Annotated in this window: 16 protein-coding genes; 4 read left to right on the top strand and 12 right to left on the bottom strand. The window is 59.7% G+C overall.

From position 1 onward, the window contains the following. Positions 1–73: 73 nt before the first annotated feature. Entirely contained in the window at positions 74–973 is a 900-nt protein-coding gene (locus tag R5M92_RS01475) for a DMT family transporter (protein WP_346797297.1), read from the top strand. Here R5M92_RS01475 and R5M92_RS01470 read toward each other — a convergent pair. The 4 genes from R5M92_RS01470 to R5M92_RS01455 all read right to left on the bottom strand — a co-directional run bounded on the left by R5M92_RS01470 (position 945) and on the right by R5M92_RS01455 (position 4,463). Further along, positions 945–1,775 (bottom strand): MOSC domain-containing protein, encoded by an 831-nt coding sequence (locus tag R5M92_RS01470; protein ID WP_346797296.1) that lies wholly within the window; start codon positions 1,773–1,775, stop codon positions 945–947. The genes R5M92_RS01475 and R5M92_RS01470 overlap by 29 nt on opposite strands. An 88-nt stretch (positions 1,776–1,863) precedes the next feature. After that, positions 1,864–2,724 carry a fructosamine kinase family protein gene (locus R5M92_RS01465; RefSeq protein WP_346797294.1) on the bottom strand — a complete coding sequence of 287 codons (861 nt, stop codon included), beginning with the start codon at positions 2,722–2,724 and terminating at the stop codon, positions 1,864–1,866. Positions 2,725–2,799: 75 nt separating this feature from the next. Further along, positions 2,800–3,765 carry an arsenic resistance protein gene (locus R5M92_RS01460; protein WP_346797293.1) on the bottom strand — a complete coding sequence of 322 codons (966 nt, stop codon included), beginning with the start codon at positions 3,763–3,765 and terminating at the stop codon, positions 2,800–2,802. After that, complete coding sequence (locus tag R5M92_RS01455) at positions 3,762–4,463, bottom strand: aspartate/glutamate racemase family protein (protein WP_346797291.1); 702 nt, start codon at positions 4,461–4,463, stop codon at positions 3,762–3,764. Before R5M92_RS01455 ends, R5M92_RS01460 begins: the two co-directional genes overlap by 4 nt. Positions 4,464–4,913: 450 nt before the next feature. Between R5M92_RS01455 and R5M92_RS01450 the strand changes: the two genes are divergently transcribed. Beyond that, positions 4,914–5,201, top strand: coding sequence for a HigA family addiction module antitoxin (locus R5M92_RS01450; protein WP_346797289.1), 288 nt, complete (start codon positions 4,914–4,916; stop codon positions 5,199–5,201). A 157-nt stretch (positions 5,202–5,358) separates the two neighbouring features. Next, complete coding sequence (gene yghU / locus R5M92_RS01445) at positions 5,359–6,231, top strand: glutathione-dependent disulfide-bond oxidoreductase (RefSeq protein WP_346797287.1); 873 nt, start codon at positions 5,359–5,361, stop codon at positions 6,229–6,231. A gap of 48 nt (positions 6,232–6,279) precedes the next feature. Here yghU and R5M92_RS01440 read toward each other — a convergent pair whose 3' ends face one another. The 8 genes from R5M92_RS01440 to R5M92_RS01405 form a co-directional block, all read right to left on the bottom strand. Beyond that, positions 6,280–6,819, bottom strand: coding sequence for a YaeQ family protein (locus R5M92_RS01440; protein WP_346797286.1), 540 nt, complete (start codon positions 6,817–6,819; stop codon positions 6,280–6,282). A gap of 146 nt (positions 6,820–6,965) precedes the next feature. Continuing rightward, positions 6,966–7,739, bottom strand: a complete 774-nt coding sequence (locus tag R5M92_RS01435) for an enoyl-CoA hydratase-related protein (protein WP_346797285.1) — start codon at positions 7,737–7,739, stop codon at positions 6,966–6,968. Between the two features lie 110 nt (positions 7,740–7,849). After that, positions 7,850–8,698, bottom strand: a complete 849-nt coding sequence (locus R5M92_RS01430; protein WP_346797283.1) for a 3-hydroxybutyryl-CoA dehydrogenase — start codon at positions 8,696–8,698, stop codon at positions 7,850–7,852. Positions 8,699–8,751: 53 nt separating this feature from the next. Continuing rightward, complete coding sequence (locus tag R5M92_RS01425; protein WP_346797281.1) at positions 8,752–10,383, bottom strand: acyl-CoA synthetase; 1,632 nt, start codon at positions 10,381–10,383, stop codon at positions 8,752–8,754. Positions 10,384–10,468: 85 nt separating this feature from the next. Continuing rightward, entirely contained in the window at positions 10,469–11,842 is a 1,374-nt protein-coding gene (locus tag R5M92_RS01420) for a solute carrier family 23 protein (RefSeq protein WP_346797279.1), read from the bottom strand. A gap of 187 nt (positions 11,843–12,029) precedes the next feature. Continuing rightward, positions 12,030–13,814 (bottom strand): acyl-CoA dehydrogenase, encoded by a 1,785-nt coding sequence (locus R5M92_RS01415; protein ID WP_346797277.1) that lies wholly within the window; start codon positions 13,812–13,814, stop codon positions 12,030–12,032. A 131-nt stretch (positions 13,815–13,945) separates the two neighbouring features. After that, positions 13,946–15,376, bottom strand: a complete 1,431-nt coding sequence (locus tag R5M92_RS01410; RefSeq protein ID WP_346797275.1) for an MFS transporter — start codon at positions 15,374–15,376, stop codon at positions 13,946–13,948. A gap of 215 nt (positions 15,377–15,591) precedes the next feature. Continuing rightward, a complete protein-coding gene (locus R5M92_RS01405) occupies positions 15,592–16,242 on the bottom strand; it encodes a class I SAM-dependent methyltransferase (RefSeq protein WP_346799199.1) in 651 nt (216 codons plus the stop codon). A 43-nt stretch (positions 16,243–16,285) separates the two neighbouring features. Here R5M92_RS01405 and R5M92_RS01400 point away from each other — a divergent pair, with 43 nt between their 5' ends. Further along, positions 16,286–16,666, top strand: coding sequence for a VOC family protein (locus R5M92_RS01400; protein ID WP_346797274.1), 381 nt, complete (start codon positions 16,286–16,288; stop codon positions 16,664–16,666). Positions 16,667–16,695: the final 29 nt, after the last annotated feature.

Here is a 16,695-nt window from a genome sequence, read left to right as displayed (position 1 = left end):
TCTTCATACTGGCTTTTCTGAGCGCCGATTCGGTCGTAATCTCATAGCTCACTAAACCAATCAAGGACGACAAATGGTACCGGCCGATGCACTGCGCCTGATTATGCTCTCTTCGCTCTGGGGGATGTCGTTCATTTTCATGCGCGTAGCCGTGCCCGAATTCGGCCCTATCCCCTTGATTCTCGTGCGCATGGGGGTGGGAGCCCTGCTGCTGGTACCGCTTCTACTCAGCCTGCACTACCTGGGGCTTATCTGGCAGCACAAGGGGCGGCTGTTGTTTCTCGGCATCGTCAATCATGTGTTGCCCTTTACCCTGCTGGCCCTTGCCACGACACGGCTGGAAGCGGGTTTTACATCCTTGATCAATGCCACCACACCGATCTTCACCGCGCTGTTAGGTGCGCTCTTCTTTACTACTCCGATAGAGCGCCGGCAGTACCTGGGGTTGGCCATGGCGTTCGGTGGTGTCTATGTGCTTTCCGCCGACCGGCTGGATTTCGCCATCGGCGGTGACGGCTGGTTCATTCTGGCCGTGCTGGGCGCCACATTCTGTTACGGCATTGCGGGTAATTACTCCAGGACTTACCTGGCCCACCTCCCTACTCGGGTACTTGCCGCAGGTAGCTGTGCCATGTCGGCACTGGTACTGCTGGTCCCGGGCTTGCTGCTATGGCCCAGCGAACCCATCAGCCTCTTGGGCTGGGGCAATGCCTTGTCCCTGGCGGTGCTCAGCACGACCCTGGCGTTTCTGCTCTATTTCCACTTGCTGGCCAGCGCGGGCGCCACGGCGACCTCCACCGTCACGTTTCTGGTGCCCGTCAGTGCATTGCTCTGGGGGTATCTGCTGCTCGGTGAAACCCTGAGCCTTCAGGTGATCGCCGGCATGGTCATCACTCTGCTCGGCACGGCCGTAGCCACCGGGGTGCGGCGACGCAAGACGCCTTTCAACTCAACGTATCCCCCACCCGAATGACTTCGCCCTCCCCTTCAAGCAATGTGGCGTTGCGCCCGAAATGGGCACCCTTGAGAGTCGATTGGGTGTTGAGCTCCAGCAGCGTCTTGAGCGGCTCCGTGGGAACGGGTATCTCGGCGGTTTGTTGATCGATGGTGGTGATCTTGCAGCGCTGACACGGCTTACTCAGGCCAAGTCGATAGCGCCCATGTGGCCCGCTCAGGGTTGCCAAGGCATCTTCCTCCCAGGGCGCCGCGCCTTCGACTACGATATTCGCCCGGAACCGATTCATGGGCACCGGCGCCATCCCTTTGTCAGCCAGAGCGATATTGAGCGCCGCCAGGGAAGCCGTGGTGGTTACCAGGAAGGGATAGCCATCGGTGAAGTGAGTGTCGGCTTCGCGCCCCGCCAGGAATTCCGCTTCTACCGGGCGCTTGAATTCCTCGGCAAATCGAACCAGTGTCAACCCTTGAGCCTGCTCGCCCAGCGCCCCCACCAGCCAGCGCGAAACATCGTCGCTTTCGGGGTGAGCCTTGCAGTGGTCATCCCAGATACTGACGATGCGCAGCTTGCCTTCACGCGGCGCCAGGGCAATTTCCAACGGCGCCATACGCGGGTGCTCAAGGCGTAGATGATCCTCCAGCAAGCTCACGCCGATGGTGGCCAGGGCGGGGAGCTGGCGCTGCGTCACGAAACGCTGGCGTATATCGACCAGCATCCAGCGACGGTCCCAGGCCAGTCCTTGCCCATGCAAGCGGCTTTGTTTCAATGCTATGCCTTGCAGTGACTTGACGGGATAGACATTCAATTGCGAAATATTCACGATGGTCTCGAAAGCGGTTATGACACTGTTGTTCAGGACGCCATATTCAGCATCGCCAAACCAGGCGATGCGGGAGGCTCTGATAGCACTAGAAATTTTCCAGACGGCGTAACGTGCGTGTTACGCCGCCATGATACGCGCCCCCGAACAACAACAGATGGTTGAGCAACGGGTAAAGCTGAAACAGCGCCTCCCGTCGCGGCCAATCGGCTGGGGTCGGGCCATTCCAGTAGGCGTCGAAAAAAGCCGCACTCGGCGTTCCGAACAGGGTCAGCATGGCCAGATCGACTTCGGGATAATGCCGGTAGACCGAGGGGTCGATAAGTGCCGGGCCGCGTGGCGTGAACAATACATTTCCCGACCACAAGTCGCCATGCAACAAGCTCGCCGGCGCTTGGGGAAGCCACTTCTCCAGCGTCTCGGCTACCTGCGCCACGCGGTCGTAGTCACGACTATTGAGCAAGCCGCGCTCCACGCAGGCATTTGCCAGCGGCAGCAGGCGCCGCTCCCGCTGGAAAACACGGCCATCCTCACAGCCGCCATTTGCTTGCGGCGTCGCTCCACAAGCGTTGTCATGGGACCAACCGTGCATTGTAAACGTGTGTGCATGAAGGTGTCGCAACCCTTCGCCCAGCACCGTTTCGCCAGCTTGCCGTCGCGGAGCACTCTCCAGTGCCTCGAGAAGTAGCCATTCTCCAGCGATACCCAATACTTGCGGTATGACCAGGCCGCCCTGACTCCCTTGCCCATCCAGGGTCGCCTCACGCAGAGCCGCAAGCCCTTCGGCTTCTCCATGCAGGCGCTCGGCGCGGTCATGTTTAGCCACCACTGCACCCTGGGTAGTTTCCAGCCAGTAAACAGCGGCGATATCACCGCCCGACATGGGCTTTGGCTCGCCTCGCGGCGTGATCCCGGCGGTTTCCAGTAGCGCCGCAAGCTCGGGTTGCATGACGTTCTCCTGTGGCCAAGCGATAGGCCAGGCTAGCAAAATTTTCCTCTACTGCGTAACGATCGGCGCCAACGGCTACTGCCGAATTGCAGCAGGCAGCCAGTAGTGCGGAAGCCAGTGAATCAGCAGCGCCATGGCGAACAGCTCGACAAGCGACTGCAACACGATTATCACAGCTGTCGCTTCCCACGCCGTGGGGAGCATCAAGGCCAGCGGTAGCACCACAAAGGAGTTGCGCGTGCTCAAGCTGAAAACCAGTGTCCTGGCCCTGCCGAGCGGCAACCGCCAGCAGCGAGCAAGCAGCTTTCCCACCCCGACGGCGAGCAGCAGGTAGAGCACAAAAACCAGCAACACAGGCCCCAGCATGGTCAGTATGCCGTTCATCATCGCTACCTGGGTCGCCGCCACCAGCCCCACCACCAGCGCCAGTAGCGGAACCGGCAACCATCCCAGGCTATCGAGTACGGCATCGCCACGCCAGTGGCTGGCCGCCCATCGTTGCGTCAATCCGGCCAGCAGCAGCGGTAAGCCGATCAAGCCGAAGAAGGCATACAACAAGTGTTCGCCGATAGCGGCATCGACCATAACGTCACCTATGAACCACCACAGGTAGAACGGCAAGGCGATGAACTGCCCCAACAGTAGAATGGGTGTCGCGGCGACGGCACGTCCCGCATCGCCCTTGCCCAGATGGGTGAAACTGATGAACCAGTCCGTACACGGCACCAGCAGAACCAGCAGTACTCCCAACTGGATGGCCGGGTCGTCGGGTAACAGCTGCAGCAGGCCCCCAACGCATAGGGGCATTACCACGAAATTGCCCACAAGCAACGCACTCATGAAACGCCAATCCTTGAAGGCTAGGGGCAATCGACGCAACGGAACCTGAGTGAAAGTCGTGTAGAGCAGCCCGGCCAACAGCGGCCATATCAACAGCTCGCCATGGGACGCCAGGTCGGGTCTCGCTCCACCCAGGCCCAGCCCCACACCAATAGCGGCTAGATAGAACCACACCTGATGCCGTTCGAGTCGCTCCTTCAAGGATCGATCTCCAGAGCCGACGCCACGGCAGCGGCGCAATGAATCGCCGTAGTATCGTAGAGCGGTACGCTGGTATCGCCCTGCTCGACCAGCAAGGCAATTTCCGTGCAGCCGAGTATTACCGCCTGGGCTCCGTGCCCATGAAGCGAGTCGATCACTTCCAGGTAAGCCTTGCGCGATGCCTCTTCCACCACGCCCTGGCATAACTCCTCGTAAATCACTCGATGGACCAGTTTGCGCTGTTCCGCATCTGGCACCAGCACCTCGATGCCGAACTCTTCGCTCAAGCGATCCTTGTAGAACGCCTGCTCCATGGTGAAGGCCGTTCCCAGCAGGCCCACCTTGGTAATACCATCGGCCAGCAGTCGCTCGGCGGTGGCATCGGCGATGTGCAGTAACGGTATGTCTATCGCCGCTTCGATCTGTGCCGCCACCTTGTGCATGGTATTGGTGGCTATCAGCAGAAAGTCCGCTCCCGCCCGTTCCACCTGGCGAGCCGCCGATGCCAGCGAGTCTCCCGCCGCCTGCCAATCGCCCTGCTGCTGCAGCGTTTCAATTTCAGCGAAATCGACACTCACCAGTACCACCCTGGCTGAGTGAAGCCCACCCAGCGCCTCCTTTACCCCCAGGTTCAACGCACGATAATAGCTTTGGGTCGACTCCCAACTCATGCCGCCCAGTATGCCGATGGTCTTCATACTTTCTCCTTGGAAGCCCAGCCCTGTGTGGTTCTCCAGCGTCTCGCTAACCTATCATCTAGTAACGTACCACCGAGCAGGAACAAAGCGTAGATTGGCTCATTCTTTCTTCATGTCATCTTTTCAAGGCTCGCTCATAAGGAAGAAAGCCATAGTCTTTATCGCTCGGCGAAATGGCACAGACCAAGCGGTTTCAGGTCTTTTTCTCGCCATAATGATAAGCTCCGGTCGGCGATTACTGCTCAGATATCATAAGTGAGGAGAAAAGCGTCTTTACATGGCTTGACACATGCAATAGATATTGAACCGGATAACATTAAAATCTCCGATAAGGCATTTAATAGGCGAAGAAAAAGGGGATAACCTTTGGCCGTACCTGATTTTCAATCATTGATGTTGCCACTGCTTAAGTTTTCCTCTGACGGCAAAGAACACCACTGAGGTATCACGATGTTGATGCACAACCCTCCCCACCCAGGTGAAGTGCTACGAGAGCTCTGTCTGGAGCCCCTTAACCTGACTGTAACGGCCGCTGCAGAGGCGTTAGGTGTTAGCCGAAAAACTCTGAGCGCAGTGCTGAATGGCAAGGCAGGTATTAGTCCTGAAATGGCTATTCGGCTTTCAATCGCGTTCGATACTTCTGCAGAAAGCTGGCTGAACCAGCAATCTCAATATGAGCTCTGGCACGCCGAGCAAAACCGTAAAAATCTCAGGGTCAAGAAGCTTGTTGCTGCCTAGCCTGGAGCAGCACATAACCAAGCCATGCAGCCGGAGGTCAAAGTCTTCCGTTTCGCTGCAGTCTTGTCACCGGCAATAGTGAGTATTAGCCTGCAAACTGACAGCATTGATCCAGGCAACGTCTACACTCAATCGACACGGATAGACGAGGAATTCCATGAGCGACCCAACCTATACACCGCCCCGCGTATGGAAATGGGAACCGGGCAACGGCGGCAAGTTCGCCAATATCAACCGCCCCGTTGCCGGTGCGACCCATGAAAAGCCGCTTCCGGTGGGCAAGCACCCGCTGCAGCTCTACTCGCTCGCCACGCCCAACGGCGTGAAGGTGACAGTGATGCTGGAAGAACTGCTGGAGAAGGGGATTGCCGGGGCGGAATACGATGCTCACCTGATCCAGATTTCCGAAGGCGATCAATTCGGCAGCGGCTTTGTCGAGGTAAACCCCAACTCCAAGATTCCCGCCCTGATGGACCACAGCACCAATCCTCCCCAGCGGGTGTTCGAGTCCGGGGCGATCCTGCTCTATCTCGCCGAGAAGTTCGGTGCCTTCCTGCCCAGTGACCCGGCAAAGCGGACCGAATGTCTGTCATGGCTGTTCTGGCAGATGGGTAGCGCCCCGCTGCTTGGTGGCGGTTTCGGCCACTTTTACGCCTACGCCCCTGAGAAGTACCAGTATCCCATCGACCGCTACACCATGGAGGTGAAGCGCCAGCTCGATGTCCTGGACCGTCATCTGGCGGAAAATCGCTTCATGGCCGGCGACGAGTACACCATTGCCGATATGGCGATCCACCCCTGGTACGGCGCATTGGTCAAGAACCGCGCCTACGACGCCGCCGAATTCCTCGAGGCCCACACTTACACGAACGTGGTGCGCTGGACCGAAGAGCTCGACGAACGCCCTGCCGTGAAACGCGGCCGCATGGTCAACCGCACCTGGGGCGAGCCCCACGAACAACTTCATGAACGCCACGATGCTTCGGACTTCGAATACAGGACTCAGGACAAGCTTGAAGCAGGTGAATGATTCGTCTGCCGGGCGATAACGAACGCTCGAGCCCGAATACTGCGAATATCAGCGATCACCCATCAGCCAGCGCGGCGCCAGCTCGTGCTGGCCGCGCTCATCGGTGATGAACAGTGTGCCTTCGCTGATCATCACCGCCCAATTGATGGTGCGTGGCAAATCGGTGGCGATCAATGTCAGCGGCTCCTGGGGCAGCGCGGCGATATTCAGGTTCTTGAGTGTTGCCACCGCCGGTAATACCTTGTTTTCCCAGATATCCAGGCGCCCGTAGGCAAGCAGCGAGACACGCTCGGCACGGCGCGAACACCAGGTCAGACGCTCGGCATCGGGCTGGCCGACCTCGATCCAATGCAGCACCCGGCCATCCAGGCTCTTTTCCCACAGCGCCGGCTCGTCCACATCGGAAAGGCCACGGCCGAACGCGATAGAATCGCTGTACCACAATACATGCGCTACCAGCCGGGCGGTCATGCGCTCTTCGGTTTCCGAAGGGTGGCGCGCCACGGTAAAACGCAGTGTCTCGTATACCCCGAGGTCCAGGTCGGTCAGGTTGATGTCCACTTTATAGGGGGTTGCGCTGAGAGCCATTGCCATTGTCCAGAAGCGAGGAATTTGTGCCAGTCTAACCGATTACGCCGCTTTTCGGCCGCGGCATGCTGGCCAAGCGTTGGCGGGATCAGAAAAAAAGGCAGCGACGTTACCGTCGCTGCCGTAATGCTGTTCACCACACCTCATCAGAAGTTGGGCTTGCGCTTCTCGACAAACGCCGACATGCCTTCCTTCTGCTCTTCACCAGCAAAGCAGAAGGCGAACAGGCTGGTTTCCAGCGCCAGGGCGCTATCGAGGTCCTGATCCATGCCGTCATGCACGGCCTGCTTGGCACCGCGTACCGATCGCGGGCCGTTGCCCTTGAGTTGCTTGGTCAGCTCGTCGACATAGCTTTCGAGCTCGGCTTGCGGCATCACCCGGTTGACCAGCCCGATGCGTAGCGCTTCCTGGGCGTCGATCTTGCGCCCGGTAGTGACCAGGTCGATCGCCATGGCGGGGCCGACCCGACGCGGCAGGCGCTGAGTACCGCCAAAGCCGGGGATCACGCCCAGCAGCACTTCGGGCTGACCGAACACGGCGTTATCGCTGGCTACCGCCCAGTCGCAGGCCAATGCCAATTCGCAGCCGCCGCCAAGGCAAAACCCGTTCACCAGAGCGACCACCGGCACCGGCAATGTTTCCAGACGTTTGATGGTGCGCAGCGCCTGGCTGGCGAATTCGCGTGCCTGCTCGGGGGTCTTGTCGCGCATTTCGGTGATATCGGCACCGGCGACGAAGGACTTCTCCCCGGCTCCAGTAATCAGCACGGCACGCAGCGCCGGATGGGCTTCAAGCTCCACCAGATGGCTTTCCAAGGCGCTCAAGACATCGCTGTTCAGCGCATTCAGTGCCTTGGGGCGATTGATGGTCAGGCGGACAATACCATCATTATCGACCTTTTCGATGACGGCTTCGCTCATAGAGGGCTCCTTGAGTTGTTCTGCGGAGGTAAGAGATACCCACCAACCCTAGCGAACGCTTGGTTGGTAGGCAATCACTTCTTTTGGCGAATCCCTCGGCAACATGAGCGCTATTGGTAGACGTGGAAGCCGCGACCGCTCTTGCGGCCCAGGTATCCCGCGTCGACCATCCGCTTGAGCAGCGGACAAGGACGATACTTGGGATCGCCGAAGCCCTCCTGCAGCACCTCCATGATCGCAAGGCACACATCCAGGCCGATGAGATCGGCCAGGGCCAGCGGCCCCATGGGGTGGGCCGCGCCTAGCTTCATGGCCTCATCCACGGCTTCCGGCGTCGCCGCACCTTCCTGCACCAGGAAAGCGGCTTCGTTGATCATCGGCACCAGCAAGCGGTTCACGGCGAAACCGGGGGAGTCTCCCACCGGTACGGCGGTCTTGCCCAAGGCCTTGGCCAGCGCCTCGATACGCGCCACGGTGGCGTCACTGGTCTGCTCGGCACGAATCACCTCCACCAGTTTCAACACCGGGACGGGGTTGAAGAAGTGCATGCCCACCACCCGCTCCGGCCGCTCGCAGACGGCGGCCAGGCGCGTCAGGGAGAGCGAAGAGGTATTGGAGGCGAGAATCGCATCTGCACTCAAATGGCTAAGATCACGGAACAGCTTCTCCTTCAGCGCGGGCTGCTCCGGTGCGGCCTCGATGATTACCTCGCAGTCGCTCAGGGCATCCAGTGCCGTGGATGTGTTCAGCAGGGAGAGCGCGGCACTTCTGTCGTCTTCGTTGATCTTCTCCTTGGCCACCAGCTTGGTCAGGCCCTTGTCGATAGCGGCCTGGGCACGGCCGAGCTGCTCGTCGGCCACATCGTACAGGCGCACCGTGAACCCACTGGAAACCAGCACCTGGGCGATGCCTTGGCCCATGGTGCCGGCGCCGACGACGCCGATCGGTTTATCGCTCATTTACCTTCTCCTGTTCCTGGATATATAGGTCGCTTGACGTTGACGAACGCTGCCTACTGATTACGCGCCTCTTCACGGAGCACAAACTTCTGGATCTTGCCCGTGGAGGTCTTGGGCAGCTCGCTGAAGATGATGGTCTTGGGCACCTTGTAGCCCGCCAGGTGCTCGCGGCAATGGGCGATAATGTCCGCTTCGGTGACTTCGCCATAGCCGATTTTCAGCTTCACGAACGCACAGGGTGTCTCGCCCCACTTCTCGTCGGGCTTGGCGACCACGGCGGCTTCCTCGACCGCGGGATGGCTGTAGATGGCATCTTCCACTTCGATCGTGGAGATGTTCTCACCGCCGGAAATGATGATGTCCTTGGAGCGATCCTTGATTTCTATATAGCCGTCCGGATGCCACACGGCCAGGTCGCCAGTGTGATACCAGCCGCCCTCCAGCGCCTGTTCGGTGGCGGCTTCGTTCTTGAGATAACCCTTCATCACGTTATTGCCGCGCATGAGAATCTCGCCGATGGTCACGCCATCCTTGGGTACCGGCTCCAACGTGTTGGGGTCGGCGATGCACAGCGCCTCGAGCATGTGGTAGCGCACGCCCTGGCGCGACTTGATCTTGGCGCGTTGTTCCAGGGGCAGTTCGTTCCAGGCATCACGCCAGGCGCAGACCGTCACCGGCCCGTAGACTTCGGTCAAGCCGTAGACATGAGTAACCTCGATTCCCAGCTTTTCCACCCCGGAGATCACCGACGCGGGTGGTGCGGCGCCAGCGGTTGTGACCTTCACCGGGTGATCGAAGGCACGCTTGTCCTCGGCGGGCAGGTTGATCAGCCCGTTCAGGATGATGGGGGCGCCGCTGAAGTGGGTGACGTTCTCGTCGGCGATCAGTTGCATGATCTTCTTGGGATCGACCTTGCGCAGGCAGACGCTCACGCCGGCATTGGCGGCTATCGTCCAGGGAAAGCACCAGCCGTTGCAGTGGAACATCGGCAGGGTCCACAGGTAGGTCGGATGGTGCGGCATGGCCCACTCGAGGATATTGCTCACCGCATTGAGGTAGGCGCCACGGTGATGATAGACCACGCCCTTGGGCTTGCCGGTGGTACCGGAGGTGTAGTTGAGCGAGATGGCGTCCCACTCGTCCTGAGGCAAGCGATAGGCGTAGTTGGGATTGCCCTCCTGCAACAGCGTTTCATACTCGATCTCGCCGATTCCCCGGGTCTCGCCGAGAAACTCCAGATCGGCGACATCGATCACCAGCGGCTTGTGCGTGAGTTGCGAGACGGCTTGCTCGATCACCTCGGCGAACTCGGGATCGACCAGTATCGCCTTGGCTTCACCGTGTTCCAGCATGTAGCTGATGGCATCGGCGTCGAGTCGAATGTTCAGCGTATTGAGCACGCAGCCCGCCAACGGCACGCCAAAATGCGCCTCGAACATCGCCGGAATGTTGGGCAGCATGGCGGCCACGGTCTGGCCCGGCTGGATGCCGCGCTTTTCCAGCGCCGACGCCAGGCGGCGGCAGCGCTCCCAGGTGGTGGCCCAGTCACGGCGCGTACTGCCGTGTACCACCGCCGGGTAGTCCGGATAGATGGACGCGGTGCGTTCGATGAAAGTGAGTGGCGAAAGCGGCACGTGGTTGGCGGGAGTCTTGGCCAAGCCTTGCTCGAAGATGGAAGCCGTCATAAAACACCTTGTTTTGTCGAGTGTATTTGTTGAGGGTCGTAATAAGCCCATTGAGTGAGCAGTGGTACAAAAATGTACCGCTGGGTCACTGCTGTTCGTTATCTTCGGCTAATTGCGAAGACGCCGGCTCGCGACCGAATAAATTCTGTTTCTGAACCAGAAAGTACAGAACTACCCCTGCGGCTAGTCCCCAGCCTGCGCCATAGACGGCCAACACGACGGCCATGGTCCCTGCTACGCCGCGCTCCGAGGTGGACTTGGTCTGCTCGATTCCCACCATAAGGCAAATATAGCCAGTGAGCAGCAAGGTGAGAGAGAGCGCAATGGGCAGGACCGGCTGGAACATGCTCACCAAAGGAAGTGTAAACAGGGCAATAAAGCCGGTAACCCAGAAGGTGCCACCACCGCTGTAGATGGATTCCATGGCATTTCTGCCGTTTTTATAACGCTCGGCCATCGTTGCGGTAACCGCCGTCCAGATTGGCCCCGCCAAGCCTGGGTAAGGTGCGAAAAAGGCATGCATACCATTACGGATAGCAGTAACGTGATGTATGCGATCCGTGCTGTAGTCAATTTTCTCATCGGTACGAATATGATCGACCCGAGACATCAGCGTGCGTCCCACCACGATGTCGCCAAAGGCGATGACATAAGAAATGACGGCAGTGGGCACCGCCAGCATGAACACATCAAGGCCAGGAAAACCCACCGCAAAGGGCAAGTAGCTCCACATTTCGACAAAGTTGGGCTGTGTGATACCCCACTCGATGTCCGGTCTCGGATACTCACCCAAGGCCCAGGCAACCAAGATCGCCACGATCATCCCCGGCACCATGCCGTAATTGGCGATTTTGCGCATTATCGAGTGGTCTTCGACCCAGCGTTTGAATGCCACTGAAAAAAGCATGAAAACGGCGACCAGCATGCCAGCGATCAGCGAGATGGGAGTTTCAGCAAGGCGCCCCCCTTCCTGGATTTCGCCGGTAATGGCGGCAATGCCAGCGCCAATGATGATGCCCGCTTGCAACGAATTGGGTACCAAATGCACCAACTTGCGGCCAAGTCCGGTAACACCCAGGATAAAGAAGATCAAAAAGACCAGGAACTGCAGCGCGAAAAGCGCCTGTATGGCTTCCGGGCCGGGTTCAAAGTCGCCTAAAAAGACCAGTACTACCGGGATTGCGGGAGTAATCCACCCTGGCACCATCGGTACTCCCAGCAAGGCAGGCAGCATGAAACCGACCCCACAGACCACCACAAACGCCAAGGCAACGTCGTACGGTAGTCCCAGGTATTGCTCAAGCAGCGGAATCATGGCGAGGCTGACCACGAACATGATCAGTCCTTGAATCATCTCTGCCATTTCCCAGCGGTAATGGATAAACGGAAGACGAATCTTGAACGGTCCTGCAGGCCAATAGGGTTGTTCTTCCCCGTGCTGGCGGTGCTTTAACTGCATGTAATACTCCTCTGGGTCTTAGCCATTGTTAACTTGTTTTTCCCACCAAAACTCTTTTCCCTATCAACACTCCCATCCTATCGGCGCACTTTTAAACGATTGTTTTATTGTGCACTAACGTACACCGCCGACCTGTCAGGGTCGGCGATAAGGGAGTTGAAGGGCGCAGCAATGCTGCCCGGAGCGGCTAGGGTGTTGCGTCGAATTCGCTCAAGGTTTCCATTCCCGCTTCGATCACCGCGCGCTGGGCACGGCCCACGGGTAGCCATTGGCTTAGGGCGTATTCGGCGCTGAGTTTCTTGGCGGTATAGAAGGGATCGTCACTACCACCATCCAACGCGGCTTGCGCCTTGAGTGCGGACTCCCCCATCTGCCAGGCGCATAGCACATGACCGGCGAGGTTGAGAAAAGGAGTGGCATAGGCCTGGACGGCGTCCGGCCCGGTCTCTGGGTTCATGCCCTGCTCCAGCAGCAGTTTCATGGTGTCGCGCAGATCCTGCGCCCCGGCGGCAAGACTCTTGCCCAATGTCGCTAGTGCGGCAGTTGAAGAGAGAGATTGAGCGGTGGCGTCCACATCATCCAGCAGCGCGGAAAGCGCCTTGCCACCATCGCGCTGCAACTTGCGCCCTGCAAGATCCAGTGCCTGGATGCCGTTGGTGCCTTCGTAGATGGGAGCGATGCGGGCGTCACGCAGCAGCTGGGCGGCGCCGGTTTCCTCGACATAGCCCATGCCGCCATGCACCTGGATACCCAGGGAGGCGATATCCACCGCCTGGTCGGTGGAGAAACTCTTGATCACCGGAATCAGCACATCCGCGCGTGCCTGGGCGACGCGCCGCTCATCGGCATCATCACTACGCCGGGCAATATCCAATTGAGCGGCGCAGTAAAGCGCCAGGGCACGCAGCGCATCGGTACGCGAGCGCATGGAAAGCAGCATTCGCTTGACATCGAGATGGTGGCTGATCGTGCATTCGCTACCGCGCGCCTTGCCCTGGACCCGATCAAGGGCGTAGGCCGTGGCATGCTGGCAGGCGCGCTCGGCCACGCCGATACCCTGGATGCCGACCTTGTGGCGCGCTTCGTTCATCATGGTGAACATGTGATTCAACCCACGCCCTTCTTCACCGACCAGATAGCCGATGGCGCCCTCTTTCTCGCCGAAACTCAGGGTGCAGGTGGGAGAGCCGTGAATGCCCAGCTTGTGTTCGATGGAGGCGCAGACGACGTCATTGCGCTCGCCCAGCGAGCCGTCGTCATTGACCAGGAACTTGGGTACCAGGAACAGCGAAATGCCCTTGTTGCCTTCCGGGGCATCGGGCTTGCGGGCGAGGACCAGATGAACGATGTTCTCGGCGCACTCGTGCTCGCCCCAGGTGATGAAGATCTTCTGGCCGGAAAGCCGGTAGGTCTTGCCATCGTCCTGCGGCACCGCGCGGGTACGTACCTTGGAAAGGTCCGAGCCCGCCTGGGGTTCGGTGAGGTTCATGGTGCCGGTCCAGGTGCCCTCGACCAGCTTGGGCAGATAGACGGTCTTGAGTTCATCGCTGCCGTGATGGGCCAGTGCCTCGATGGCGCCTGCGGTGAGCATCGGGCACAGGCCGAGCGCCATGTTGGCGCCATGGAGCATCTCCTGGACCGAGCTCGCCACCACTTCCGGCAAGCCCTGGCCGCCCAGTTCTTCGGACACGCCGATGCCGTTCCAGCCACCCTCCACGTACGCTTGATAAGCGTTCTTGAAGCCCTCCGGCGATATTACCCTTCCATCTTCCTGGCGCCGGCAGCCCTGCTGGTCACCGCTGGCGTTGAGCGGTCCCCATACATCGCCGGCCAGCTTGGCCGCTTCCTCGAGCACGGCTTCTACAAGATCCGGGCTGGCTTCCTCGAATCCCGGCAGCGCCAATGAGCGGTGTTCGAGCAATTCTTCGAGCACGAAACGCAGGTCGCGCACCGGAGCGGCATAATAGTTCATGGCAAACCTCAAAGGATTAGTGGTTTTTCTATGACGAATAGTAGATATACTACTTTTCGTAAACCATTATCCCAAGGTCTTGGTTGAGCCGGCCCGCTCTCTTTTTTCCGCTCCTTCTCGCTGTTGCTGCGCTATTGCGTGCGGTTTTGATCGTCGCCTATACCGTTCGACGGTGCCTCGCCGGGCGTCGCCATGACATGCGGAGCGGGATCGGCATCGTCATAATAGGCGATATGCGCTTCATCCTGCGGCGGTGGGCCTACTAGCGGTTCGACGGTCTCGATCTCCTCCACGGCACCGGAAAGATCCTCGATATGTTCGTGTTCAAGTGCACCCTTGACCAGCTCCTCGGTCACCACAAGCTCGGCACCCGCCGCCGACATCGGCGTGGTAGCGGTAAACGGTGCCACGGGAATCGGCGCTGGGCGTACGCTGCGCCGCCAGATGAAAAATGCCACCAGGAACAGGCCGAGAGCCCCCAACGACCAGAACAGCCCGCCATCGCCCACGGCTCCCATTACCGGAGTGATCAGCGGCGGGCTCAAGGTCGAGCCGATAGCATTGATCAGCAGAAGCCCTTGGCTCATGCGCACCAGCGCCCCCGCCGGGGCCCGGTCGGCGGCGTGGCTGACCGCCACCGGATACAGGGCGAAGACCCCGCCACCGAGCAGGAACAGCAACAGCGCCAACCCCCAGGTACCGAGCGGCAGCCACAGCATGCCGGCGGAGATCACCACGCTGAAGATGCCGATCAGGATCAACACAAGCTGCCGGTCGTGACGGTCGGACCAGCGGCCGATAGGGTACTGCAGCAACATCGCGCCCAGCACCACCACCGCCATCATCTGACCGATCTGCGTCACGCCGAGACCGATACGCTGCAGGTATAGCGGCAACAGACTGTACACGGCGGCTACCGCCAACCCCGAGCCGAAACTGCCCATTACCCCGGTGGGGGTCATCGAGATCAAGCGGTACGGCGGCAAGGGTTCGGCGTGTTCGATCAACGGTGAAACCCGGGGAATCATCGCCATCGGCAATACCGAGAGCGACGCCAGCAGCCCGATCACCATGAAGGGCGCGGTCACGCCCATGGCATCGGTGACACCAAGCAGTAGTTGGCCGACCACCCCGGCGGCATACAGCGAGATCATGTATAGCGCCAGCAGACGCCCACGGACTTTCTGATCACCGGCGGTGAGCAGCCAGCTTTCGATGACCAGATAAACGCCAACCGTGGCCCAGCCGCCGATCAAGCGCAGCACGAACCAGGCCCAGGGCTCGAAGAACAACCCCTGCAGCAATACGGTCACCGCCACCAGCGATGCGAAGCTGCCGTAGGCACGAATGTGGCCGATGCGCAGCAACAGCCGATCGTTGAACATCGCTCCCAGGGCCAGGCCGATGAAATAGGCCGAGGAGACCCAGCCGATGACCACGGCGGACTCTCCCGCTGCATCCAGGCGCAAAGTGATCAGAGTGGCGAGAAAGCCATTCCCGATCCCCAGAATGAATAACCCCAGCAGGGGAGCCAGGGCCATGGCCAGCAGTTGCCGCGACATGAAATGAACCTCGAAGGATAACAGCCCCGACAAGGGCCAATAAGCGGTTTTAGGCAATCCCAACCAGGGAAATGGGCGGCGAATCTACACCTGTTGCATGAGTTTCGCCAGACTTTTCCGCTACTCATCCTCAGCGTAATGGGCAATGGCGCGAATCGCCATGATGGGAAGGTGGAGGAAAGCCGCACCCAGCGCTCACGGCGACAATGATTCGCTTATTTACGCAAACGCTCACGGCGGCGCAGCAACACCACATCCGCCGCCGGGAATTCCACTTCCAGCCCCCAGCAATCGCCAACCCAGCGAAACGTCGCTTCGCTGAAAAAGCACACATGAGTGGGATCGAGAATATAATGCCAGCGGGAAAAGGCTTCCCGACCTTGCACGCGCTTGGTCATCACGCCCAGCCAGCCGCCTGCGGGCAGCAGGTCGATGAGTCGCTCGAGCTCACGACCCGGCTCGAACAGGTGTTCCGCCACTTCGGTTGCGGTCACGAAATCATAGTGCTGCTCCAATACGGTAGAGTCGGGGGCATAAAAAGGGTCATAGATCGCCATTGGATGACCGGCCTCCTCGAACATCACCGAGAGAGTCGGCCCCGGCCCCGAGCCGAAATCCAGCCCGCGCGCCCCCGGCGCCAGGCGCTTGTTCAACGGCTCGAACAACCGCCCCAGAAAAGCTCGATAGCCCGGGTCGTCCGGTGAGTTCTGGTGCTGGTCGTAGACGGACTTTTCCTGGTCGGGGCCAAGACGCTGCGAAGGCGGCACAAAAACCAGCTCGCACGTGGCACACTGATAGTAATCGCGACGGCTATCGCGATGATAATGTAGCGGATGGGGAGCGGCGCATAGCGGACAGAGCAACATCGTCGTATTCTCTTGGGTCACGAACCTCGTAAAGGAAGGATTAATGCTCTCAGGTCTGGATCATCTTGTCGTTACCGTCACCGACATGAGCCGTGCGGTGGATTTCTATTCGCGCGTGCTGGGACTGGATGTACGTTACCGCGATGCCCAGCGGGTCGATCTGATGTTGGGTGATACCGCCTTGCGCTTGCATCAGACCGATACCGATATCGCCCCGATTTCCGCCACGCCCACCCCCGGCAGCCTCGACCTGTGCCTGCGCTGCCAGTTACCCCTGACGGAGTTCCGGCAGCACCTGGACGCGTTGAACATCGAAGTGGAGCTCGGCCCGGTGGCACGCCAGGGCGCCAATGGGGCGATAGAATCCGTCTACCTGCGCGATCCGGACGGCAACTTGCTGGAAATCTGCCGCCCGGCCCGCTGATGCCAAACCGAGTGGTGAACGGTATCATG

The sequence above is a fragment of the Halomonas sp. Bachu 37 genome, from assembly GCF_039691755.1.
Lineage (GTDB): Bacteria > Pseudomonadota > Gammaproteobacteria > Pseudomonadales > Halomonadaceae > Vreelandella > Vreelandella kashgarensis.
The sequence above is the reverse complement of the archived record's forward strand: the minus strand, read 5'-3'. Positions and strand labels throughout refer to the sequence as shown.

What these genes read in the sequence shown, in the direction of transcription:
- yghU (WP_346797287.1), top strand. Translation starts at nt 5,359, where the DNA reads ATGAGCGACCCAACCTATACACCGCCCCGCGTATGGAAATGGGAACCG.
- R5M92_RS01435 (WP_346797285.1), bottom strand. Translation starts at nt 7,739, where the DNA reads ATGAGCGAAGCCGTCATCGAAAAGGTCGATAATGATGGTATTGTCCGC.
- R5M92_RS01420 (WP_346797279.1), bottom strand. Translation starts at nt 11,842, where the DNA reads ATGCAGTTAAAGCACCGCCAGCACGGGGAAGAACAACCCTATTGGCCT.
- R5M92_RS01405 (WP_346799199.1), bottom strand. Translation starts at nt 16,242, where the DNA reads ATGTTGCTCTGTCCGCTATGCGCCGCTCCCCATCCGCTACATTATCAT.
- R5M92_RS01465 (WP_346797294.1), bottom strand. Translation starts at nt 2,724, where the DNA reads ATGCAACCCGAGCTTGCGGCGCTACTGGAAACCGCCGGGATCACGCCG.
- R5M92_RS01400 (WP_346797274.1), top strand. Translation starts at nt 16,286, where the DNA reads ATGCTCTCAGGTCTGGATCATCTTGTCGTTACCGTCACCGACATGAGC.
- R5M92_RS01410 (WP_346797275.1), bottom strand. Translation starts at nt 15,376, where the DNA reads ATGTCGCGGCAACTGCTGGCCATGGCCCTGGCTCCCCTGCTGGGGTTA.
- R5M92_RS01450 (WP_346797289.1), top strand. Translation starts at nt 4,914, where the DNA reads ATGTTGATGCACAACCCTCCCCACCCAGGTGAAGTGCTACGAGAGCTC.
- R5M92_RS01440 (WP_346797286.1), bottom strand. Translation starts at nt 6,819, where the DNA reads ATGGCTCTCAGCGCAACCCCCTATAAAGTGGACATCAACCTGACCGAC.
- R5M92_RS01455 (WP_346797291.1), bottom strand. Translation starts at nt 4,463, where the DNA reads ATGAAGACCATCGGCATACTGGGCGGCATGAGTTGGGAGTCGACCCAA.
- R5M92_RS01430 (WP_346797283.1), bottom strand. Translation starts at nt 8,698, where the DNA reads ATGAGCGATAAACCGATCGGCGTCGTCGGCGCCGGCACCATGGGCCAA.
- R5M92_RS01415 (WP_346797277.1), bottom strand. Translation starts at nt 13,814, where the DNA reads ATGAACTATTATGCCGCTCCGGTGCGCGACCTGCGTTTCGTGCTCGAA.
- R5M92_RS01475 (WP_346797297.1), top strand. Translation starts at nt 74, where the DNA reads ATGGTACCGGCCGATGCACTGCGCCTGATTATGCTCTCTTCGCTCTGG.
- R5M92_RS01425 (WP_346797281.1), bottom strand. Translation starts at nt 10,383, where the DNA reads ATGACGGCTTCCATCTTCGAGCAAGGCTTGGCCAAGACTCCCGCCAAC.